Origin of the sequence: Leclercia pneumoniae (assembly GCF_017348915.1) — a bacterium.
GTDB lineage: Bacteria > Pseudomonadota > Gammaproteobacteria > Enterobacterales > Enterobacteriaceae > Enterobacter > Enterobacter pneumoniae.
This window is the reverse complement of the sequence record NZ_CP071383.1, coordinates 4,038,979-4,058,693: the sequence shown is the minus strand read 5'-3', so window position 1 is coordinate 4,058,693 and position 19,715 is coordinate 4,038,979. Positions and strand designations below refer to the sequence as shown.

22 protein-coding genes and 1 pseudogene are annotated in these 19,715 nt (G+C 56.9%); 6 read left to right on the top strand and 17 right to left on the bottom strand.

The genetic code is table 11. The annotated features are described in order from the left end of the window. From JZ655_RS19760 to JZ655_RS19695, 14 genes are all read right to left on the bottom strand, one after another. On the bottom strand, positions 1 to 585 hold the full coding sequence (locus tag JZ655_RS19760; RefSeq protein WP_207292563.1) for a DUF3261 domain-containing protein: 585 nt from the start codon (positions 583 to 585) through the stop codon (positions 1 to 3). Beyond that, positions 582 to 2,903 (bottom strand): MMPL family transporter, encoded by a 2,322-nt coding sequence (locus JZ655_RS19755; protein WP_207292562.1) that lies wholly within the window; start codon positions 2,901 to 2,903, stop codon positions 582 to 584. Before JZ655_RS19755 ends, JZ655_RS19760 begins: the two co-directional genes overlap by 4 nt. After that, positions 2,872 to 3,477, bottom strand: a complete 606-nt coding sequence (locus JZ655_RS19750) for a LolA family protein (protein ID WP_207292561.1) — start codon at positions 3,475 to 3,477, stop codon at positions 2,872 to 2,874. The genes JZ655_RS19755 and JZ655_RS19750 overlap by 32 nt, the downstream gene beginning before the upstream one ends. Then, complete coding sequence (locus JZ655_RS19745) at positions 3,474 to 3,896, bottom strand: acyl-CoA thioesterase (protein ID WP_207292560.1); 423 nt, start codon at positions 3,894 to 3,896, stop codon at positions 3,474 to 3,476. The genes JZ655_RS19750 and JZ655_RS19745 overlap by 4 nt, the downstream gene beginning before the upstream one ends. A gap of 3 nt (positions 3,897 to 3,899) precedes the next feature. Continuing rightward, positions 3,900 to 5,591 carry a glycosyltransferase family 2 protein gene (locus JZ655_RS19740; RefSeq protein ID WP_207292559.1) on the bottom strand — a complete coding sequence of 564 codons (1,692 nt, stop codon included), beginning with the start codon at positions 5,589 to 5,591 and terminating at the stop codon, positions 3,900 to 3,902. Next, complete coding sequence (locus JZ655_RS19735) at positions 5,582 to 5,935, bottom strand: ApeI family dehydratase (protein ID WP_207292558.1); 354 nt, start codon at positions 5,933 to 5,935, stop codon at positions 5,582 to 5,584. The genes JZ655_RS19740 and JZ655_RS19735 overlap by 10 nt, the downstream gene beginning before the upstream one ends. Then, positions 5,922 to 7,283, bottom strand: a complete 1,362-nt coding sequence (locus tag JZ655_RS19730; RefSeq protein ID WP_207292557.1) for a class I adenylate-forming enzyme family protein — start codon at positions 7,281 to 7,283, stop codon at positions 5,922 to 5,924. Before JZ655_RS19730 ends, JZ655_RS19735 begins: the two co-directional genes overlap by 14 nt. After that, positions 7,276 to 7,815: a COG4648 family protein gene (locus JZ655_RS19725; RefSeq protein WP_207293886.1), complete on the bottom strand. Its 540-nt coding sequence runs from the start codon at positions 7,813 to 7,815 to the stop codon at positions 7,276 to 7,278. The genes JZ655_RS19730 and JZ655_RS19725 overlap by 8 nt, the downstream gene beginning before the upstream one ends. Positions 7,816 to 7,854: 39 nt before the next feature. After that, positions 7,855 to 8,106 (bottom strand): acyl carrier protein, encoded by a 252-nt coding sequence (locus JZ655_RS19720; protein ID WP_207292556.1) that lies wholly within the window; start codon positions 8,104 to 8,106, stop codon positions 7,855 to 7,857. Positions 8,107 to 8,116: 10 nt separating this feature from the next. Further along, a complete protein-coding gene (locus JZ655_RS19715) occupies positions 8,117 to 8,374 on the bottom strand; it encodes a phosphopantetheine-binding protein (protein ID WP_207293885.1) in 258 nt (85 codons plus the stop codon). Continuing rightward, positions 8,355 to 9,170 (bottom strand): lysophospholipid acyltransferase family protein, encoded by an 816-nt coding sequence (locus JZ655_RS19710; protein WP_411815393.1) that lies wholly within the window; start codon positions 9,168 to 9,170, stop codon positions 8,355 to 8,357. The genes JZ655_RS19715 and JZ655_RS19710 overlap by 20 nt, the downstream gene beginning before the upstream one ends. After that, positions 9,167 to 9,889, bottom strand: coding sequence for a beta-ketoacyl synthase chain length factor (locus tag JZ655_RS19705; protein WP_207292554.1), 723 nt, complete (start codon positions 9,887 to 9,889; stop codon positions 9,167 to 9,169). The genes JZ655_RS19710 and JZ655_RS19705 overlap by 4 nt, the downstream gene beginning before the upstream one ends. Positions 9,890 to 9,954: 65 nt before the next feature. Further along, entirely contained in the window at positions 9,955 to 11,019 is a 1,065-nt protein-coding gene (locus JZ655_RS19700; RefSeq protein WP_207292553.1) for a methyltransferase, read from the bottom strand. Positions 11,020 to 11,085: 66 nt separating this feature from the next. Then, positions 11,086 to 11,475, bottom strand: coding sequence for an LptM family lipoprotein (locus JZ655_RS19695; protein ID WP_207292552.1), 390 nt, complete (start codon positions 11,473 to 11,475; stop codon positions 11,086 to 11,088). A 379-nt stretch (positions 11,476 to 11,854) separates the two neighbouring features. On the opposite strand from JZ655_RS19695, the gene JZ655_RS19690 reads away from it, so the two are divergent. After that, positions 11,855 to 12,552, top strand: a protein-coding gene (locus JZ655_RS19690) for an IS1-like element IS1A family transposase (RefSeq protein ID WP_242637262.1) whose coding sequence is annotated in 2 segments (ribosomal slippage) — positions 11,855 to 12,104 and positions 12,104 to 12,552 — 699 coding nt in all. Because the reading frame shifts where the segments join, the coding sequence is not laid out codon by codon here. A 46-nt stretch (positions 12,553 to 12,598) separates the two neighbouring features. Here the strand turns inward: JZ655_RS19690 and JZ655_RS19685 are convergent. After that, positions 12,599 to 13,648, bottom strand: coding sequence for an AI-2E family transporter (locus JZ655_RS19685; RefSeq protein ID WP_046886801.1), 1,050 nt, complete (start codon positions 13,646 to 13,648; stop codon positions 12,599 to 12,601). Positions 13,649 to 13,758: 110 nt separating this feature from the next. Here JZ655_RS19685 and JZ655_RS19680 point away from each other — a divergent pair. After that, positions 13,759 to 15,007: pseudogene (locus JZ655_RS19680) on the top strand (MFS transporter). Between the two features lie 4 nt (positions 15,008 to 15,011). Here JZ655_RS19680 and JZ655_RS19675 read toward each other — a convergent pair. Together JZ655_RS19675 and JZ655_RS19670 are read right to left on the bottom strand one after the other, a co-directional pair. Continuing rightward, positions 15,012 to 15,569: a DcrB family lipoprotein gene (locus JZ655_RS19675; protein ID WP_046886799.1), complete on the bottom strand. Its 558-nt coding sequence runs from the start codon at positions 15,567 to 15,569 to the stop codon at positions 15,012 to 15,014. A gap of 72 nt (positions 15,570 to 15,641) precedes the next feature. Beyond that, a complete protein-coding gene (locus JZ655_RS19670; protein WP_040078217.1) occupies positions 15,642 to 16,307 on the bottom strand; it encodes a 7-cyano-7-deazaguanine/7-aminomethyl-7-deazaguanine transporter in 666 nt (221 codons plus the stop codon). Positions 16,308 to 16,475: 168 nt separating this feature from the next. Between JZ655_RS19670 and tusA the strand changes: the two genes are divergently transcribed. The 4 genes from tusA to JZ655_RS19650 all read left to right on the top strand — a co-directional run bounded on the left by tusA (position 16,476) and on the right by JZ655_RS19650 (position 19,698). After that, a complete protein-coding gene (gene tusA / locus JZ655_RS19665; protein ID WP_046886797.1) occupies positions 16,476 to 16,721 on the top strand; it encodes a sulfurtransferase TusA in 246 nt (81 codons plus the stop codon). Between the two features lie 186 nt (positions 16,722 to 16,907). Next, entirely contained in the window at positions 16,908 to 17,879 is a 972-nt protein-coding gene (locus JZ655_RS19660; RefSeq protein ID WP_046886796.1) for a TRAP transporter substrate-binding protein, read from the top strand. Between the two features lie 12 nt (positions 17,880 to 17,891). Further along, complete coding sequence (locus tag JZ655_RS19655; protein ID WP_207292551.1) at positions 17,892 to 18,401, top strand: TRAP transporter small permease; 510 nt, start codon at positions 17,892 to 17,894, stop codon at positions 18,399 to 18,401. 10 nt (positions 18,402 to 18,411) lie between these two features. Continuing rightward, positions 18,412 to 19,698, top strand: a complete 1,287-nt coding sequence (locus JZ655_RS19650) for a TRAP transporter large permease (RefSeq protein ID WP_046886794.1) — start codon at positions 18,412 to 18,414, stop codon at positions 19,696 to 19,698. Positions 19,699 to 19,715 lie beyond the last annotated feature (17 nt).

Sequence of the window (19,715 nt, the reverse complement as noted above, 5' to 3'; positions counted from 1 at the left end):
TCAGTCACCCAGATATTGAATGGTGATGTGGTATTTGAACACGTGTTGCTCAATGCTGATTGGCTCGCGCTTACCTTTACGTTGCAGGTAGACAATCTCCGTCACCAGCTTACCGCTGGCATTGCGCAGCTCACGGCGATCGCCTTTGTCCTGTAGCGTCCAGCCCTTTGGCAATTGTGGCTGCCAGGCGCTGAGCGGCCAGTGGCTGAGCATCACGTCGGCCAGCACCTGGCTGGCGGGCGGTAACTGTGGCACCACGATGGACTGCTCAGTGTGGATCCCGTTTTCGTCATAGGTGGCGAGAAACAGACGAATACCTACCGACGAAAGCCCGGCGAGGGTAACCTTATGGGCATCGGCGTTTAGCATCACCAGCAACGACTGGCTCTGGCCGTTGAACGTACCGGTTAGCAGCTGTTGGGCGCTTACCGCAGGTGTAATGCCCGGCGCGGGCAGCGTGACTTTGGTGCCGGGTTGCAGCCAGGCCTGCGGGCGCGAACCCCCGGCAGAGTCTGTGGAGTGGCTACAGCCCGCCAGCATCAGCGCGGCGGCCAGTGCGGCGGCGCGGAATAACCAGGTTATCATCGTTTTCTCTCTTTTTTCGTTGGCATCGCCAGCGGGGCAAGCAGGAAGGCGGTAAAGATCCCGCTCACCAGCACAATGCCAAAGCTGCTGATCGCCTGCGTGGCGCTAAAGACCAGCATCCCGAGGGTAAGTAATGTCGTCATCATCGCCAGCACAATCGCCAGCATGGAGGTCAGCGGCGTGCCGCGCGGATTACTGAAGAAAAGGGTGTAGTTAACCCCGATTCCCAGCACCAGCACCAGCGCCAGTAACGAGAAGAGGTTCACCGGGTGGCCCGTCGCGGAAAGCGCCGCCAGGCCGCAGCCGAGCGAGAGTAGCGACGGCACCAGGCTTATCAATCCCTTACGCCAGCCAAGACGCAGCATCGCGCCGCAGACAATCACCCCCAGCGCCACCAACAGCAGCCCGGTTAACACGGCGCGATAGAGCGCAAAAAGCGTGTCGAAACTGGCTTTTCTGTCGACCCACACCACGCCCGGATGTTGGCTGGCGAGCTGGTCCAGCGCGGCGCTCTCTTTCACACCATCCACCGGCACCAGCACTCCGCTTTCACCGTTGGGCAGCGTCAGCCACAGTAAGCGCCAGCCTTCGCTGGCCGGGCTGTTAAGCCACTCGACCACCCGCACGGGCATGGCGCTCAAATCCGGGCTAACCGTGGCCAGCCCCGCCCCATTCAGCACGTTGGTGACAGCCGGGGCGGCCTGATGCAACAGCGCGAGATCGCGTTTCTGTCGCGCCAGCGAGTTGAGGGGAAGGGTGCGGTAGCCTGAAATCTCACCCGCCGTCTTCGCTGCCGCAAGCGCCGGCGTAAAAGCTTCCAGACGCTCCAGCGTCTGCTGTGCAGTGGCGCCATGCACCACAAACCATTTCTGATCCACGCTCTGACCGGTCAACGCGGTGATGCTTTTCTCCTGCGCCAGAATCGGCTGTGGCAACGCCTGCAGCTGGGAGATGTCGTCATCCACGTGAAGCGTCGCTATACCGACGACGGAGACCAGCGCCAGCGCGACCGGCAGCCCTACGGAGAGTTTTTTATTGCGGCGCCACGCGGCCAGCCAGCGCAGCATCAACACCATCGCCGGAACCGGACGTACCGGCAGGCCGCGGCAAAGCCACGGATGCCAGAAAATCACCGTCAGGCAGGAGGCGCTCAGCCCCACGGCGGCAAACACCGCCATCTGGCGAATGGCCGGGAAGGGGGCCAACATCATGATCAGGTAAGCCGCCACGGTGGTCAGCAGCGCCAGTAACAGCGCGTTACGCACTTTTGCCAGGCTCTGCCAGGGGGAGTCATGCTCGCCGTGTACCATCCGCTCGGTCAGATAGTAGAGGGTGTAATCCGCCGAGATACCAATAATGCTCATACTCATGACCAGCGTCATCAGATGCAGCTCGCCAAAGAGCAGTAGCGTGATCACTGTTCCTGCCAGCGCGCCGATGCCAATGGAGAGCAGGCACAGCAAGAGCGGACGCAGAGAGCGAAACACCGCCACAATCAGCAGAATCACCCCAAGGAGGGTAGCCACGCCGAGCGTAGAGACATCACGTTTGGCCTGCTGGCTGGCATAGTCGCTGTAAAAGACCGCGCCGCGCGAGAGTAACTGTGCCTGCGGATACTGGCCTTTCAGCTTCTCTTCCAGGTCATGCAGGGTGGTGACTAGCTGGTGGGTCTGCTGCATATCAAACGACGAACCGGCCAGCTCGCCATGCAGCAGATACCAGTAATTACCGGCGGCGTCTTTGGTCACTAGCCAGCCGTCCATCAGGCGCAGCTTCTGGCTGTTTTGCGCCAGCGCAAGCTGGGAGCCGCGCATCAGCATCAGCGGATCGTTTTGCAGCTCTTTACCGCTCACGCCGGAAAAGGCTGAGTAGAGCTGAGAGAGGATCCACTGCGCCTGGGCCTCGCCGCCGTTTTGCAGGCGGGCGCGGGTGGTGCTGTCTATCAGCCCATTACGGTGCTGCCAGAAAAATGCCCCCCAGGCTTTCTGCCCGGCGGCGTCCATGGGTCCTTTTACCTCGTTCAGCGCCGATGACCGCTGCAGCAGGTTCAGCCACTGCTGTGCAGCCCTGGGATCGGGCTGTTTGCCGGGGCTGACCAGCCACACCAGTTGGCGGTCGAGGCGCTGCATGAAGCCGTCATTCAGCGCCGGCGGGATCGCCCCCAGCGTCTGTTTGGGCAGCATCGCCAGCACGCTGCTGTTGAGCCGCGCGCCGGGCAGCAGCGACAACAGCATGACCAGCAGCACCAGGCAGAGTGCGGCCCAGGCCAGCGCCGGGCGCAGGGATTTACGGTGCGGCAAAGCGTTGGCGTTCGTCATCGGTCAGGCTGGCAGGCGTCAGTTGATGTTGAGAAAGGGTGATATCGGTACGATCGCCCTGCTTATCGTTCAGACGAATCGACTCCAGAAAGGTGGCACCGCCCAGATCCAGCGTGCTGAAAATTTTGTCCAGCGGGGTCGTCGTTGGGGTTAACACCAGCGACCAGCGCCCGTTGCCGAGATCGTTGAAAGCGATGCGGAAGTTCTCTTCCAGTACCTTGCGGTCCGCCTGGAACAGGGCGCGCAGCAGGTGGTTAAACTGGAACATCTGCGGGTTATTTTCAGCAGTGACGGTCTGCGGCGGCTGGCCGTTAATTACCTGCACCATTCGTTTGTCGTCCAGCAAAAGCATCATCGGGAAGGGGGTTTTTTGATCCCAGAGCAGGCCGTGATCGCGGGCGATCAGCATCTCCCCCTGCGAACGCAGCGGCTGGGGCAGATCCTTGATGGTGCGGGTCTGATCGAAGTGCGCGCGCACCACCGGTTGTTCGGTAAAGCGCTGCTGCAGTTCGTCCAGCGTAACGGCACTGACGAGGGGACTGACCAGCAGGGCAAGCAGCGGTAACCACTTCATGGCGTGACTCCCATACGTTCAAATAAAATGGCCGGGCTGACGAAGCACATTTCGCGGCTCGCCTCTTCTACCGCCACCTGAATGGTGTAGCCGGTGGTGGTCCGTTTGCCGGTTTGCGCGTCAAAAATCTGATAGGCGATGCGCAGACGGTTCTCAAACTCTTCAATCTGGGCACGCACGCGAATCCGCTGCTCGAAGGTAACGGCATCGCGGTATTTCACCCGGGTGTCCACCACCGGCCAGACATAGCCGGAGGCTTTCATCTGGCGATAGCCGTAATCGAACTGATTCAGTAGCGCTTCGCGGGCAATCTCAAAATAGCGAAAATAGTTGCCATGCCAGACCACGCCCATCATATCGACATCGTGAAACGGTATGGTTATCTCTACTTCAGCGGTAAAGCGGGGATCGGTCAGCACCCTTTACTCCTTCTCTTTGGCATCCGGCAGATGCCAGAAATCGAAAAAATTAAACCAGTCGAGCGGTGATTGCAGCGCGTAATGCTCAAGGCGTTGCGCATAGCGATCGACCGTCTGCTGCAATGCCTGCTGGCGCTCTCCGCGGGGGAGAATCAACGGATCGGCGAACGGCTCACAGTGGATATGCAATTTGTCGTGCTGGCGTAAGGCGTAGATCAGCACCACCGGGCAACGCAGGATCGAGGCGAGAATAAAGGGTCCCTGTGGAAACGGCGCGGGCTGGCCCATAAACTGGCTCCAGACGACGCGCCAGTCGCCGCCGCGCTGGGGATTGACCGCAATACGATCGCCGACGATCGCCACCCATTCGCCGCGTTCTAGCTTCTCTTTAAGGGCAATGGCGGTTTCCGGCCCGATATCCGTTACCGGCATCAGGTTTAGCCCGGCCTGTGGCGCCATCTCCGCCATAATCTGTTTAAAACGCTGAGCATTGTCGCTGAATACCAGCGCGTTAATGGTTTTGCTGCCCTCCATCTGCGCCATCGCGCGGCAGGCTTCCACATCACCCAGATGGGATGCCAGCAGGAGTTTGCCTTCCGGGGCATCCATGTTCAGCGCTTCACGCGCGCCGGGGGCGAAAACCACATCCTTTTGTAAGGTCAATTCACCGCGCCAGCTGGCGACTTTATCCAGCATGGCGTTACCGAAACGCATAAAGTGGAAAAAGCTGTTCAGGCGGGCGGGTTTTGGCAAATGACGTACGGCCAGCTGCTGCTCTACGCGGCGGATCCACGCCTGCGAGGCCTGTCGGGCTGGCCGGGCGGTAAGCCAGTAGACGGCAATCACCGGCCACAGCAGGGCGGTAAAGGCCGTACGTCCCAGCAGTTGCCAGACGCGCAGCATCAGGCGCATGCCCCACAGCCCTTTAACCTCCTCCTGCTGCGCCCAGTGCGCGTCGCGCCGACGGAACAGCAGAGAGGGGATGCGCGGCAGCATGCCGAAAAACAGCCGGGTGTGCATCAGCGAGATGCGGACGTTATCTTTCAGGGCATCGAAGTGGGAGATACCGTCGTGCGGATAGGTCACCCGGGTCGGCAGGAAATAGCTGGTATTCCCCTGCCAGTAGAGGCGCACCATCACTTCGGTATCAAAATCCATCCGTTTGCCGAGCGTAACCCGCTCTGCCAGCTGCAGGGTCGGAGCCACCGGGTAGACGCGAAACCCGCACATGCTGTCTTTTAGCTGTAAAGAGAGCGTTTCAATCCAGACCCAGACGTGGGTGATCCAGCGGCCATACAGGCGCGATCGGGGAATCGACTCGTCATAGATGGGCTGTCCGGAGATAAGCGCCGTTGGGTGACGCGCTGCCAGTGCCAGCAGCGCCGGAATATCTTCAATGGCATGCTGCCCGTCGGCATCCACCTGGACTGCATGGGTAAACCCGGCACGAGAGCAGGCTTCCAGCCCGTGGATCACCGCCGCGCCTTTGCCGGCGTTCTCCGGCAGCCGAATCAGCGTGACATGGCTATTTTGCGCCGCCAGCGCTTCAAGCGTCTGCCGGGTACTCTCCTCACTGCCGTCATCGACCACAAAGCAGGGCAGGCCGTTGGGTGCAAGGCGCGCCAGCACCTTCGCCATCATCGCGCCGTGGTTATAGCAGGGGATCAGCACACAGGGACGAAAGGTTACCGACATAAACGGATCTTCCCGCTGCTGGCGGTGTGGCGCGCTTCGCCGTCGTGGCGCTGGTAGCTGAAGCTCAGCATCTGACGCTCGCTGTTCCAGTCGAGGATGAGCGTCACGGTGGTTTCAGGCAGCAGCGGCGCCTGGAATTTGACATTCTGAATACTGTGAAAACGATAGTCAGGCGCCAGCAGCGTGATGGCGTAGTGCATCACCCAGTCGAGCTGGGCCACGCCGGGCAGCAGCGGCTGCACGGCAAAATGGCCCTGAAACCAGAACAGGCTCGGGTCAAGGTGCAGGACAATCTCAAGATGTTGTGGCTGTGCCTGGCGGCGCTCGATTTCATGGATTTTCATGAAATAACTCCTGTAACTGCGCGTAGACACGCTTGTTCATGCTGTTAACGGGCATTTCATCGATGATGCGCCAGTAGCGGGGGATGGCGACAGGTTCCAGCCACGGCAATAGCGCCCGACGCCAGGCAAACTCCTGCGTCTTGCTGCCCTGCTGTTGCCAGCGCTGGCGAGCCTCGTCGTTAAGAACCAGCAGTACCCCAACGCCCTGGCGTCCGCCGCGAGAGACCGGCAACGCGGCCGCTTCGCAGATACCTTCCAGTGCCAGCAGACGCTGCTCGACCTCATTCAGCGAGATGCGTTTCTCTTCGATTTTGACCACCCGACCACGGCGTCCCGCCAGACGGAACAGGCCGTTATCGTCAAAGTGAAGAATGTCATCCAGCAGCAGGCCCGCCGGCTCGGGAATTAACGGCGAGGTGACGCGACACGCCTCCGCTTCCGGAATAAGTTTCACCCCCGGGAAGGGCAGCCAGGGGCGCGCGTCGGCATCGCGATGGCGCCAGGCGATGATGCCGGTTTCGGTACTGCCATAGATTTCGTCAGGCCAGATGTTCAGCCAGCGGTGGGTTTCACTCACCTCTTCCCACGGCAGCACGCCGCCCGCTGAGAGAACCATCGCGACCGGCGGCGGCGTCAGCGCCGTGTCCAGCCGTTTCAGGAAGGCAGGGCTACTGATAAAGATATAGCGATGAGTAGGAGGCAGTGCAGCCAGTTGTTCTGCGTAGTAGAGCATGGCGGCATGCAGCGGCAGCCCCAGCGTCATCGGCAAGAAGATACGGAACGTCAGACCATACAGATGCTGTGGCACCACGGATGCCACCACGCGACAGCCGCTGAGCCTTTCGCCGAAACGGGCGGCGAGCATTCTGGCCTCCCGATCGAGGCTTGCTACGGGCTTAATAACCTGACGCGGCGCGCCGGTAGAGCCGGATGTGAACAGCTCGACGTAGCTACCCTCAGCAATGGCGGGTAGCGGTGTCCAGTCGGACAGGCTGCGGTCGGACGAGGTCACGACCAGCAGGCGACCCGCGAAATCGAGGCTCTGATCGCTGAGTACGCCATTGAACAACGCCTGTTGCTCGGCGAGCAGTGAGACACGGCTGTGCCCCGGTATCACCGGCGTTTTACCCGCGTGCAGTGCGGCCAGTAACGCGACGATAAAGAGATAACTGTTTTCAAAGCAGAGCGCCCAGCGCTCACCTTCCTGCTGGCGCAGTTGCTGCGTTAACGTCGCAACGTCATAGCGCAGCTCCCCCAGGGTCCAGGTGCGATCATCCAGCCAGGCAATAGGTGTATTTTCCGGTCGTGGGGCATCCAGCCACTGACTTAGCGGAAGGGGGTCATTCATTATGCTTCTCTTTTTTTATTACCCGTTGACGCACCAGCCACTCGGTTGCCATGAGCGAGCCCATCAGAATATAAGCAATCATGCCATTCCAGAGCGTCCATAGCTGCATATCGCCGCGCAGTACGGTAAACAGCGCGATGCTGCCGTTAAAAATGAAAAAACCGCACCAGACCCGGGTGACGACACGGGTATAACGTACCCCTTCCGGGGGCAGCAGCGGCTCGCGTAGCCGCGCCAGTCGTTCTACCAGCGGCATTGCGGTCCATAACGATCCGCCGAATACGGCCAGCATCACGAGATTCACGACCACCGGATAGAGCAATAACCATTGATGGGCTTTGAGCAAGTAACTGGCGGCACACAGGGCAATACCGGCCAGCGCAACGCTCTGCACCACGTAGCGCATTGGCCCGGCGTTTTGCCGCGCCTGGCGCAGACGCAGTATCAGCACCAGCGCCATCAGCGGCAGTAGCCAGTGCAGGCTGTTATGCGTCAAGCCAAAGCCAATCAGGAAGGGCCAGGCGAGCAGCATTAGTCCCGTTATCAGCGGGATCGCGCCACGCACCCGGTTTTACTCTTCGTGCAGCAGTTGGGCGACGGCGTCCACAACATCCTGAACGGTGCGTACCGATTTGAAGGTTTCCGGTTTGATTTTTTTACCGGTCTTTTTCTGCAGGTGAACGATCATGTCGACGGCGTCGATGCTGTCCAGCTCCAGGTCTTCATACAGACGCGCGTCAGGGGTGATCGCTTGTGGTTCAATTTCAAACAGTTTGATCAGAAGTGCTGAGACTTCCTGGTAAATCGTGTCTTGTTGAGTCATGGGGGCTGTCTCAGGCGCGTTGAGCATGAATGAAGGATGCCAGCGTGGCAACGGAGAAGAAGTGCTGACGCATCTCTTCGCTTTCCGCTGATAACACCACGCCGTACTGGTTTTTGACCGCCAGGCCAAGCTCAAGGGCGTCGATGGAATCCAGACCCAGACCATCACCGAACAGGGCCGCCTCGGTGTCAATATCGTCGGCGGAGAGTTCATCCAGGTTCAGGGTGGAGATAATTAGATTTTTAATTTCAAGATAGAGCGCTTGCATCATTAATTCCTGCCAAAGATTGAAGACCTGATGTTAAACGTTGCTGCAGATGCCGGTTTAACTGGCGTGCCGCCAGCGCCGGTTCTTGTTGGGCCGCATCGTAAAAATCATGGGCGTTTACCCGTTCACGGACATCAACCGTGAAAAAGGGCTTATGCGGCGGTACGTCATACCACCGGCTTTTTTTATCGAGCAGATGCTCGCTGCAGTGGATAAGCACCACCCGCATATCACTGCCGCAACGTACGGCGATGTTCGCCGCACCACGCTGCAGCGTGATGGCTTCCCCGAAGCGCGTGCGCGTGCCTTCCGGGAAGATTAATAGGGTATCGCCCTGATTCAGCCGCTGCTGGCTGGCACTTAACAGTGTTTCGGCTTCGCTGTTAACCAGGTAATCCGCTGCGCGGATCACGCCGCTGACGAAGGGATTGCGCAGTAATGCGCTCTTCACCAGACAGTCCGTTTCGGGCATCACCGAGGCGAGGATAACGTAATCGATCAGCGTCGGGTGGTTAGCCACGACCAGGCAGCCACGCTCATTACGCAAAGCCTCAAGGTTATCGATGCGATAATCCAGCACGCCAAGGGTGCGGGCTACGGTTAAAAAGAAGCGGAAACTGGCGGCGATGCTGCGGCGCGCCAGACGGCGACGACGGGCGCGATCGCGCTGAACCACGAGTAGCAGGTTGAACCACACCAGCGACAGCAGTAACCCCCCTACGCCAAAAAGCGTGAAGCAGAAACCGGTCATTACCAGGCGCCACGCCCAGTTTATTTTTGCCACCAGCCGGGTCATGCGCGCGCCCATTCCCATAGCAGGCGTTCTCCGGGAACCACAAACGCGCGCTCTTCGCGCAGGTAACCTTGCAGGAACAGCAGGCTTTGCGGGAGAGGCGGCTCGTCGCCGGTGCTGCCGCTGCGGGTTGCGCAGTGGAGGGTTTCACCCGCCTCAAAGACCAGCGCCAGCGCGTAGGGCCAGGTCGGCATCTGCGCAGGCAGTGCCGGATGATAAAACTCGGGCAGTGCGCCGTCAAAATCCACCAGCAGAACCCGGGAATAACCGGCCTGCAGCAGGCTCAGCACTTCGCATAAACCCTGCTGGAACGTATCCTGCCCGGCAGAGATCGACGAGGAGACAATAGGCTGACGGGCAGCGATGGTCAGGTTGCCCACCGCGGAATTATGCACCGACATGGCGAAATCAGTGGGGGAGACCGCCTGGTCCGTCGCCAGTGCATGCAGGATACGGTAATTGCGCTCCAGCTCGCCGTGGCGGCTGGTATAGACAACGGCATCGATAGCATGTTTACGCAGCATCGCCAGCCCACAATCAACGGCCAGCTTGCTGCCGGAGTTAAGACGACGGGCGGTCATCATCGGCAGGTCGGTGAGTCTGGGTAGCGGCGCGGCGGGGTCGAGAATAATCGACCCCTGTGACCATGCCTGCCACTGTGCGGCATCGCAAAGACCTGGCGCTCTGGCCTGCCAGTCAAGAAGAGTAAGTGCAAATTTCATCTACGCGCGTCCGCGATAAACCTGTAATCAAATGACGATACAAACGTCAGAACAGCCGGGGCTGTTTAATGTTCATTTTTCTGACAAATCAGTAAGGTGTGACCCAAACCAAGATTATCCAGACGTTGCTCTACGTGGAAACCGGCGGTCTCCAGGTAGTGGTAAAATTTTTCAGCGCTATAGAAGCGGCTGTTGCCGTTTGCCATGCAGGTAAAATAGAGCGATGTGGCGTTCAGGCTAAACGATGCGGCTTCAAATTTTTGCGCATCCCAGAACAGCTCCATAATGCACAGTCTGGCGCCTGGCTTCATCACGTTCGCGACGTTGCCCAGCATGGTGACAATCTGGTCGGGTGAGAAGCAGTCGAGGAACTGGCTCATCCACCAGATATCGGCTTCCCCTGGCAATGGCGCATCGCTAAGCATATCGACAGCATGGAAGCCAATGCGATGAGAAAAGCCTGCTTTTGCGACATTTTCCTGCGCCAGCGCGATTTGCTGGGGCAGATCGAGCAGCGTGACCGCCACATTTTCATCATAACCGCAGCAGCGCAATGCCCATTTTCCAGTATTGCCGCCTACATCGTACAATTTTGTCGGCTTGCTTGCGAATATATGCGGTAGCGCGGCGTCAAACGCGGCGTCTGAGTAGTAGTGATCGAACGCGAACCAGCTCGCTTTCGCCTGATCGGGCAGCTGAGATAATGCCGGATAGATGGTTGGCCATTCACCGAATACCGATAACCCGGACGGTTTACCCTGTTCGAGGGAGTCTGAAAGATTAAATAACCCCTGATAACAGACGTCCTGCGTGAAATCCATATTTACGCGGGTCATTTTATCATGCAGCAAAAAATGGCCGACTTTGGCGAGATAATAGACTCCATCATGATGGGTGACGATGCGTCCGCTTAATCCCATATCCAGTAATACGCTTACCGCATATTCATTCAGGGTGCTATTTGCCACTATTTCATCGAGATGAGAGCCGCGTTTACCTTGTTTATCCAGCCAGGAAAGTACACCCGAGTTACGCAGACAAAGGGCAGTTTGAAACAGCATTGGCGCAAAGGCGATACGTTGCGCTTCCGTGATGGCATCAAGCGCGCTGAGGGAGTCCTTTTCGTACATGGATTGCGTAACCTTTTACTGGCAAAAAGATATTATCGGGCCATGACAGCCCGACTTTAATAAAAATTACAGTGCTGCACCGGCAGAGAGATTCAGCTGAATATCTTTGTCGAGGTTACGTACCCAGCGGTTATAATTCTTATGAATTTTACCGTCCGCAGCCTTCAGGTTCATGCTGTTTTCATAATGAATAGAGTAGCTTGATGCGGAATAGGTTACTTTAATATCTGCGGAGTGGTCGCGGGCCTGCAGACGGCCTTTAATGACGCCTGGACCGGCTTCGGTCATGATCCATTCACGCTGGAGACCTGCTTTCAGAATGGCGTTCTTCACCTGCGCAGCGGTATGACCGGCGCTCACAACAGAGTTCACCTCTACGATAGGCGCGGTACGCGCACAGCCTGCCAGCGCACCCATAATAGTAATAGCAGCAACCCATTTAATAATTTTTTTCATCAACAACTCCATATCAGTAATAACGATTTAAGCCAATAACACTCACATATTTAAAACATGTTAAAGAGACTACGGTTATCTACGTAACCCTTTAGTCTGGCTATTATTTCCTGATGAGGGTTAAAAGTAATATCCGCGATCAAGAAAAAATCGGCCATTGAATTTTGCACTTTTAATTTGCTTTAAATAAGCATTAATTCCGGACTTTTGCGGGCGTTATTCAGCCACCCTGAAGGGGAAAAGACGCAGAGAATGAAAAATGCCGCTTTGTTAAAAGCGGCACATATACTACAGGTGCTGTTAAGGTATTTAACCTACTCTGTTGGTGATGCTGCCAACTTACTGATTTAGTGTATGATGGTGTTTTTGAGGTGCTCCAGTGGCTTCTGTTTCTATCAGCTGTCCCTCCTGTTCAGCTACTGACGGGGTGGTGCGTAACGGCAAAAGCACCGCCGGACATCAGCGCTATCTCTGCTCTCACTGCCGTAAAACATGGCAACTGCAGTTCACTTACACCGCTTCTCAACCCGGTACGCACCAGAAAATCATTGATATGGCCATGAATGGCGTTGGATGCCGGGCAACCGCCCGCATTATGGGCGTTGGCCTCAACACGATTTTACGTCACTTAAAAAACTCAGGCCGCAGTCGGTAACCTCGCGCATACAGCCGGGCAGTGACGTCATCGTCTGCGCGGAAATGGACGAACAGTGGGGCTATGTCGGGGCTAAATCGCTCCAGCGCTGGCTGTTTTACGCGTATGACAGGCTCCGGAAGACGGTTGTTGCGCACGTATTCGGTGAACGCACTATGGCGACGCTGGGGCGTCTTATGAGCCTGCTGTCACCCTTTGACGTGGTGATATGGATGACGGATGGCTGGCCGCTGTATGAATCCCGCCTGAAGGGAAAGCTGCACGTAATCAGCAAGCGATATACGCAGCGAATTGAGCGGCATAACCTGAATCTGAGGCAGCACCTGGCACGGCTGGGACGGAAGTCGCTGTCGTTCTCAAAATCGGTGGAGCTGCATGACAAAGTCATCGGGCATTATCTGAACATAAAACACTATCAATAAGTTGGAGTCATTACCTACTCTGTTTGGTAGGATTTCGAACATTTTGTCATCCGGGTAGCCGGCTTTTTGGTCTGCCTGGGCCCAGCAAGATTGCCAGCTTGCTGCCGCCCTGAGTCGTCTCCATCCAGATCTTACAGACGCTGGTGAGCGGTACGGAAAGCAACATGCCGACCGGCCCCAGCAGCCAGCCCCAGACTAATAACGACAAGAAGACCACCATCGTCGACATCCCCAGACGGTGGCCCATCATGCGGGGTTCGACAATATTTCCCAGCACCATGTGTACCACCAGGAAAAGTGCACCGACCATCATGCATTCGTAAAAACCATTGAACAAAAAGGCCTGGATCATGGGCGGCCCGGCGGAGAGGACAGCGCCAATATTGGGAACATAGTTAAGCAGAAAGGCCAGCACACCCCACATCAGTGCAAACTGGACATCCAGTAGCGCGAGCCCCAGCCAGACGATGGCTCCCGTCCACAGACTCAGTAACGTTTTCAGCGCCAGATAGTGCGACACCCCCTTCAGGGCGCGGTGCAGGCCGGCGATGTGGATCTGCGGATTATGTAGGGCAAAGCGCATTTTATAGGGGACGTGGCGCACCTCGAAAAGCATAAAGACGACCGTCATCACCAGCAGCACAATGCTCGCCATCGCCCCGGAAAGTTGGGTCATAAATGCGGTGGCGAAGGTCATCACCTTCTCGGAATCCATTCGCTGCAGCATGCGTTCTGGCGAAATGTGCAGGTTAAGAAAAGGCATCATCTGCTGTAAATCCACCAGTTTGCGCGTCAATTCCCGGTTGTATTTTGGCAGCATTGCGACAAATTCATTCATCGAGGCCGCCAGTACGCCGAAGAGGGCGATAAGGACAATCAGCATTACCACCACCACAATGGTAATGGCGATTGGGCGACTGACCCCGCGCCGTAAAAACCAGGTCACCAGAGGGTTAAGGACAATTGCGAAGAAGAGCGCCAGCAAGAGCTGGACAAGGATATCCGCCGCGGCGTGGATCCCGGCCAGTATCACCACCAGGCAGGCCAGCTTGAGTAAAATGTGAAGTCCTGCTTTATCGGGAGGCGTGGGCGTCATGACGATTCCTTTTGTTGTATGCATATAGAGTGTAGTGCGCGGCAGACGCTTCGTTAGACGCTGATATTCTGAAAAGTCGCTGCTGATTTTCTGCCCCTGACGTGGTAATAGTGAAACACTGTTGTAAAAATCCTGGTGATATCCATGCCCGAACCTGCCGCCGAACTGGCGCTGAGCGGATTGCGCCTCAATCTGCGTATTGTCTCTGTCGTTATTTTTAACTTTGCCAGCTACCTCACCATCGGCCTGCCGCTTGCGGTACTGCCAGGTTATGTCCATGAAACCATGGGCTTTAGCGCATTCTGGGCGGGGCTGGTGATCAGCTTGCAATACTTTGCCACCCTGATGAGCCGCCCGCACGCGGGCCGCTACGCCGATCTTTTCGGGCCAAAGAGCATTGTGGTATTGGGATTGTGCGGCTGTTTTCTCAGCGGCGTGAGCTACCTGCTGGCCGACTGGACCCACGCCTGGCCGATGGCAAGCCTGGCGCTGCTCTGCCTGGGGCGCGTGATTCTGGGTATCGGCCAGAGCCTGGCGGGAACCGGCTCAACGCTGTGGGGCGTTGGCGTCGTCGGCGCGCCGCACATTGGCCGGGTGATTTCATGGAACGGGATTGTCACTTACGGCGCGATGGCGATAGGTGCGCCGCTTGGCGTGCTCTGCTATCGCTATATTGGCCTGCAGGGGCTGGCACTCACGATTATGGGAGTGGCGTTACTCGCCATTCTCTTCGCGCTGCCGCGCCCGAAGGTGAAAGCCAGCAAAGGGAAACCGATGCCGTTTCGGGCGGTGCTGGGACGCGTCTGGCTTTACGGCATGGCGCTGGCGCTGGCCTCGGCAGGGTTTGGCGTCATCGCCACGTTTATCACCCTGTTTTACGATGCTAAAGGCTGGGACGGTGCCGCCTTTGCCTTAACGCTGTTTAGCTGTGCGTTTGTCGGCACCCGTCTGTTGTTCCCCAACGGCATTAACCGCCTGGGCGGGCTGAACGTGGCGATGATCTGCTTTGCCGTGGAAATTATCGGCCTGCTGCTGACCGGGATCGCTAACGAGCCGTGGGTCGCGAAAATTGGCGTTTTCCTGGCGGGGGCTGGTTTTTCGCTGGTCTTCCCGGCGCTGGGCGTGGTGGCGGTAAAGGCCGTGCCGCAGCAAAATCAGGGCGCAGCGCTGGCGACCTATACGGTGTTTATGGATATGTCGCTCGGGATCACCGGGCCGCTGGCCGGACTGGTGATGGCATGGGCAGGGGTGCCAGTGATTTATCTTGCGGCGGCGGGGCTGGTCACGGTGGCGTTGTTATTGACCTGGCGGCTAAAAAAAAGGCCCCCGACGCCAGCGCCGGAGGCCACTTCAACGTGATGGATTACTGAATCACGAGAGTGTTAATAATATTTTCAGCGGCAGTTTGCGCTTTCTGCTGATCGTCGGCAGGCAGCGTAATCTGCAGAGTCAGCAGTTTGTTATCGACCTTGCCGAGCACCACGGATGAGTACGCGGTCTGGCCTTTGGCCGAGATAATGCTATCCAGCTGCTGCAGCTTATGGCCTTTCAGTTCAATGGACTTGTTGGTCACCACCTGCAGCTGCGGGTCACGGGTACGCTGTTGATCTTCAAGGCGCTTCGCCAGCACGCCCAGATCTTCTGAGGTGTCGTCGCCGACAATCACGATCACGGCTTTTTGCCCCGTCGCGTCGGAATAAACGTGCATATTGTTGCTTTGGGTGCCCAGTTTACCGCTCTGATCGGTCATGTCCGCCGGCAGAGAGAAACTGAGTTTGCCATCCATCAGGCTGATCGGCTGGCTCGTTGCGTTGCTTTCAGCAGACGCGGCCTGAGCGGCAGATTTGGTATCGCTGTTGTCACAAGCTGCAAGCCCCATTACCAGCAGGCCAATCCCGACATATTTAACCAGATTGCGCATTAACTTCTTCCTTTCGATAAACGGCCATAACGGCTCATTCTTCCATCTTATCACAACTGCTCTGGGGAACCTTTACCCTGCCTGCAATGCCGAGATTTCAGATTTATCTGCCAGCTTTTTCATACACATATTCAGCAATACACCATACATCGGCAGGAAGAATACCAGGCTGATAAGCACCTTAAAGGCGTAATCCACCAGCGCGATTTCCATCCAGTGCTGCGCCATAAACGCATCCGGGCTACGCCAGAAGGCGATAAAGAAGAAGGCCAGCGTATCGCTCACATTGCCAAACAGCGTGGAGGCGGTGGGAGCCAGCCACCAGCGACGACTCTGCCGCAGGCGGTTAAAGACGTGCACATCGAGGATCTGCCCCAGCGCATAGGCCATAAAGCTGGCGGCGGCGATACGCGCCACAAACAGGTTAAAGTGCGCCAGCGCGCCAAAGCCCTGCCAGCTTCCCATATAAAACAGGGAGGAGATCACATATGAGATAAACAGCGCAGGCAGCATCACCGCGAAAATAATGCGACGGGCCAGCGGCGCGCCAAAGATCCGCACGGTAAGGTCGGTTGCCAGGAAGATAAACGGAAAACTGAATGCGCCCCAGGTGGTGTGGAAACCAAAAATGGAGATGGGGAGCTGCACCAGGTAGTTACTGGAGGTAATCACCAGCAAATGAAAAAGCGAAAGCCAGAACAACGCTTTGACGCGCTGCGATTGTGTAAAGGAGTTCATATTGTACCTTTTTGATTAATATTTGGGGTGAGGGAACCCAATAAAGCCGCCGCATGATACTGCTTTGACAGGCGTTTGCAATGGCTAATTTTCACGCAATCGTTAACTGGTTTGCTTTGCCTGAAACGCGGCGTAAACTACTGCCGTTTTTCTGTGAACGAGATGAAGATGACCGATCTGTTTTCTACCCCAGACCACACCCTTGATGCCCAGGGCCTGCGTTGTCCGGAGCCGGTAATGATGGTGCGCAAAACCGTGCGTAACATGCAGACCGGCGAAACGTTGCTGATCATCGCTGACGACCCGGCGACAACCCGCGATATTCCTGGCTTTTGCACCTTTATGGAACACCAGCTGGTGGCACAAGATACCGGCGCGCTGCCGTACCGCTACCTCATCCGTAAAGGCCAGTAGCCCTCTCGCCCGACAGGGCGTGACTGCCTCCCGGCAGAACGCCCATCACATTTTCAAACCATCGTTTCAAAATTAAGCATTTTTTGTGAGGCGCTTCACCTTCGCTTTTCAGGGCGTAGGCTAGTTTTTAAGCGGAAAACTAAAACACTGTTTTAACGCTTACCTCACTACCCTGGAGTTGACTCGATGAAAACGACCCTCAAGCCGTTGCTGGCCGCGCTGTGTCTGTCTGCCGTTGCTGCATCCGTCTCTGCTCAAACTATTAAAGCTGCCGATGTGCATCCCGAGGGCTACCCGAACGTGGTGGCGGTACAGCACATGGGCGAAAAACTTAAACAACAAACTGACGGCAAGCTGGAGATTAAAGTCTTCCCCGGAGGCGTGCTGGGCGATGAAAAACAGATGATTGAGCAGGCGCAAATGGGGGCCATTGATATGATTCGCGTCTCTATGGCGCCGGTTGCCGCCATCCTGCCGGATATCGAAGTCTTTACCCTGCCGTACGTCTTCCGCGATGAAGACCATATGCACAAGGTCATTGATGGCGATATCGGCAAGCAGATTGGCGATAAGCTCACGGCTAATCCGAAATCGCGTCTGGTCTTCCTCGGCTGGATGGACTCCGGTACCCGCAACCTGATCACCAAGGCCCCGGTAGCGAAACCTGAAGATCTGAAAGGGCTGAAGATTCGCGTGCAGGGGAGCCCTGTCGCGCTGGCCACGCTGAAAGATATGGGCGCGAACGCGGTCGCGATGGGGGTGAGTGAGGTTTACAGCGGTATGCAGACCGGCGTCATCGACGGCGCAGAAAATAACCCACCCACCTATATCGCCCACAACTACATGCCGGTCGCCAAGAACTACACCCTGAGCGGTCACTTCATCACCCCGGAAATGCTGCTCTACTCGAAAGTGAAGTGGGACAAGCTCAGCGCCGACGAGCAGCAGAAGATTTTGACCCTGGCCCGCGAAGCTCAGATGGAACAGCGCAAGTTGTGGAAAGAATATAACGATCAGGCGCTGGCGAAAATGAAAGCGGGCGGCGTGCAGTTCCACGATATCGATAAAGCGGTCTTTGTGAAAGCGACAGAGCCGGTGCGCGCCCAGTACGGCGACAAGCACCAGGATCTGATGAAAGCCATCGCTGACGTTCAGTAAACCGGAGTATGTATGTCCGAAATCTACCTGAAGTGGATGGACCGTCTCTACCTGCTGGCGATGGCGATTGCCGGGCTGTCGCTGCTGGTCATGACCATTGTTATTCCAATCGGCATCTTCTCTCGCTATGTGCTCAATCGCGGTGAGTCCTGGCCTGAGCCGATTGCCATTATCTGCATGGTGACGTTCACCTTTATCGGCGCGGCGGTGGGTTACCGCGCCGGTTCCCACATCGCGGTCAACATGCTCACCGACCGCCTTCCCGACGGGCTTAAAATGCTCTGCGCCAGGGTGGTGGATCTTCTGATGCTGCTGATTTCGCTCATCATCTTCTGGTACAGCTACCTGCTGTGCATGGAGCTGTGGGAGCAGCCCGTGGCGGAATTTCCTTTACTGACCTCCGGCGAAAGCTACCTGCCGCTACCGGTGGGATCGGCAATGTTGATTCTCTTTGTGCTGGAGCGGCTGTTCTTTGGCTCCCAGGAAAACCGCCCGGTCGTGATGATCGGTAACCACAGTTAAGGGGTGAACGATGGACGCTTTTGTTTTGTTATTCACCCTCGCCATTTTGCTGGCACTGGGGATGCCGGTGGCCTTTGCCGTAGGGTTAAGCGCCGTTGCCGGGGCGCTGTGGATTGATTTGCCGCTGGAGGCGCTGATGATTCAGATCACCAGCGGGGTAAACAAATTTACCCTGCTGGCGATCCCGTTCTTTATCCTCGCCGGGGCGATCATGGCGGAAGGGGGCATTGCGCGGCGGCTGGTGAACTTTGCCTATATTTTTGTCGGCTTTATTCGCGGCGGATTGTCGTTGGTAAACATTGTGGCCTCGACCTTCTTCGGCGCCATCTCGGGGTCGTCGGTAGCGGATACCGCCTCTATCGGCAGCGTGATGATCCCGGAGATGGAAAAGAAGGGCTATCCGCGAGAATACGCGGCGGCAGTCACGGCCAGCGGGTCAGTGCAAGCGATTTTAATCCCGCCCAGCCATAACTCGGTGATCTATTCGCTGGCGGCTGGCGGCACGGTTTCTATCGCCACCCTGTTTATCGCAGGCGTTTTGCCGGGGTTGCTATTGGGATTAAGTCTGATGATCCTCTGCCTCGGATTTGCCCATAAACGCGGCTATCCAAAAGGGGAAAAAATCCCCTTTAAACAGGCACTGAAGATTTTTGTCGATGCCCTGTGGGGGCTGATGACGGTGGTGATTATCCTCGGCGGGATTTTGTCCGGGATCTTTACCGCGACCGAATCAGCGGCGGTGGCCTGTCTCTGGGCCTTCTTCGTCACCATGTTTATCTACCGCGATTATAAATGGAGCGAGCTGCCGAAGCTGATGTGCCGCACGGTCAAGACGGTCACCATTGTGATGATCCTGATTGGCTTTGCCGCAGCATTTGGCGCGGTGATGACCTACATGCAGTTGCCGATGCGCATCACCGAGTTCTTTACCGCGCTCTCGGACAACAAATACGTGATTTTGATGTACCTCAATATCATGTTGCTGCTGATCGGCACCCTCATGGACATGGCGCCGATTATCCTGATCCTGACGCCGGTGCTGCTGCCGGTCACCAACTCTCTGGGGATTGATCCGGTGCACTTCGGCATGATCATGATGGTGAATCTCGGGATCGGGCTGATTACGCCGCCGGTAGGATCCGTGCTGTTCGTTGCCAGCGCGGTGAGTAAACAGAAGATCGAAAGCGTGGTCCGCGCCATGCTGCCCTTCTACGCCATGTTAGTGATCGTACTGGGGATGGTGACCTATATCCCGGCCATCTCATTGTGGTTACCGGGAGTGTTGGGGATGCATTGATGCCGTTTCCCCCAGCA

Bases quoted from the DNA above. Each gene is read 5' to 3' on its own strand.
- JZ655_RS19760 (WP_207292563.1), bottom strand. From the start codon at position 585: ATGATAACCTGGTTATTCCGCGCCGCCGCACTGGCCGCCGCGCTGATG.
- JZ655_RS19755 (WP_207292562.1), bottom strand. From the start codon at position 2,903: ATGACGAACGCCAACGCTTTGCCGCACCGTAAATCCCTGCGCCCGGCG.
- JZ655_RS19750 (WP_207292561.1), bottom strand. From the start codon at position 3,477: ATGAAGTGGTTACCGCTGCTTGCCCTGCTGGTCAGTCCCCTCGTCAGT.
- JZ655_RS19740 (WP_207292559.1), bottom strand. From the start codon at position 5,591: ATGTCGGTAACCTTTCGTCCCTGTGTGCTGATCCCCTGCTATAACCAC.
- JZ655_RS19735 (WP_207292558.1), bottom strand. From the start codon at position 5,935: ATGAAAATCCATGAAATCGAGCGCCGCCAGGCACAGCCACAACATCTT.
- JZ655_RS19730 (WP_207292557.1), bottom strand. From the start codon at position 7,283: ATGAATGACCCCCTTCCGCTAAGTCAGTGGCTGGATGCCCCACGACCG.
- JZ655_RS19725 (WP_207293886.1), bottom strand. From the start codon at position 7,815: ATGCTGCTCGCCTGGCCCTTCCTGATTGGCTTTGGCTTGACGCATAAC.
- JZ655_RS19720 (WP_207292556.1), bottom strand. From the start codon at position 8,106: ATGACTCAACAAGACACGATTTACCAGGAAGTCTCAGCACTTCTGATC.
- JZ655_RS19715 (WP_207293885.1), bottom strand. From the start codon at position 8,374: ATGCAAGCGCTCTATCTTGAAATTAAAAATCTAATTATCTCCACCCTG.
- JZ655_RS19710 (WP_411815393.1), bottom strand. From the start codon at position 9,170: ATGACCCGGCTGGTGGCAAAAATAAACTGGGCGTGGCGCCTGGTAATG.
- JZ655_RS19705 (WP_207292554.1), bottom strand. From the start codon at position 9,889: ATGAAATTTGCACTTACTCTTCTTGACTGGCAGGCCAGAGCGCCAGGT.
- JZ655_RS19700 (WP_207292553.1), bottom strand. From the start codon at position 11,019: ATGTACGAAAAGGACTCCCTCAGCGCGCTTGATGCCATCACGGAAGCG.
- JZ655_RS19695 (WP_207292552.1), bottom strand. From the start codon at position 11,475: ATGAAAAAAATTATTAAATGGGTTGCTGCTATTACTATTATGGGTGCG.
- JZ655_RS19685 (WP_046886801.1), bottom strand. From the start codon at position 13,648: ATGACGCCCACGCCTCCCGATAAAGCAGGACTTCACATTTTACTCAAG.
- JZ655_RS19675 (WP_046886799.1), bottom strand. From the start codon at position 15,569: ATGCGCAATCTGGTTAAATATGTCGGGATTGGCCTGCTGGTAATGGGG.
- JZ655_RS19670 (WP_040078217.1), bottom strand. From the start codon at position 16,307: ATGAACTCCTTTACACAATCGCAGCGCGTCAAAGCGTTGTTCTGGCTT.
- tusA (WP_046886797.1), top strand. From the start codon at position 16,476: ATGACCGATCTGTTTTCTACCCCAGACCACACCCTTGATGCCCAGGGC.
- JZ655_RS19660 (WP_046886796.1), top strand. From the start codon at position 16,908: ATGAAAACGACCCTCAAGCCGTTGCTGGCCGCGCTGTGTCTGTCTGCC.
- JZ655_RS19655 (WP_207292551.1), top strand. From the start codon at position 17,892: ATGTCCGAAATCTACCTGAAGTGGATGGACCGTCTCTACCTGCTGGCG.
- JZ655_RS19650 (WP_046886794.1), top strand. From the start codon at position 18,412: ATGGACGCTTTTGTTTTGTTATTCACCCTCGCCATTTTGCTGGCACTG.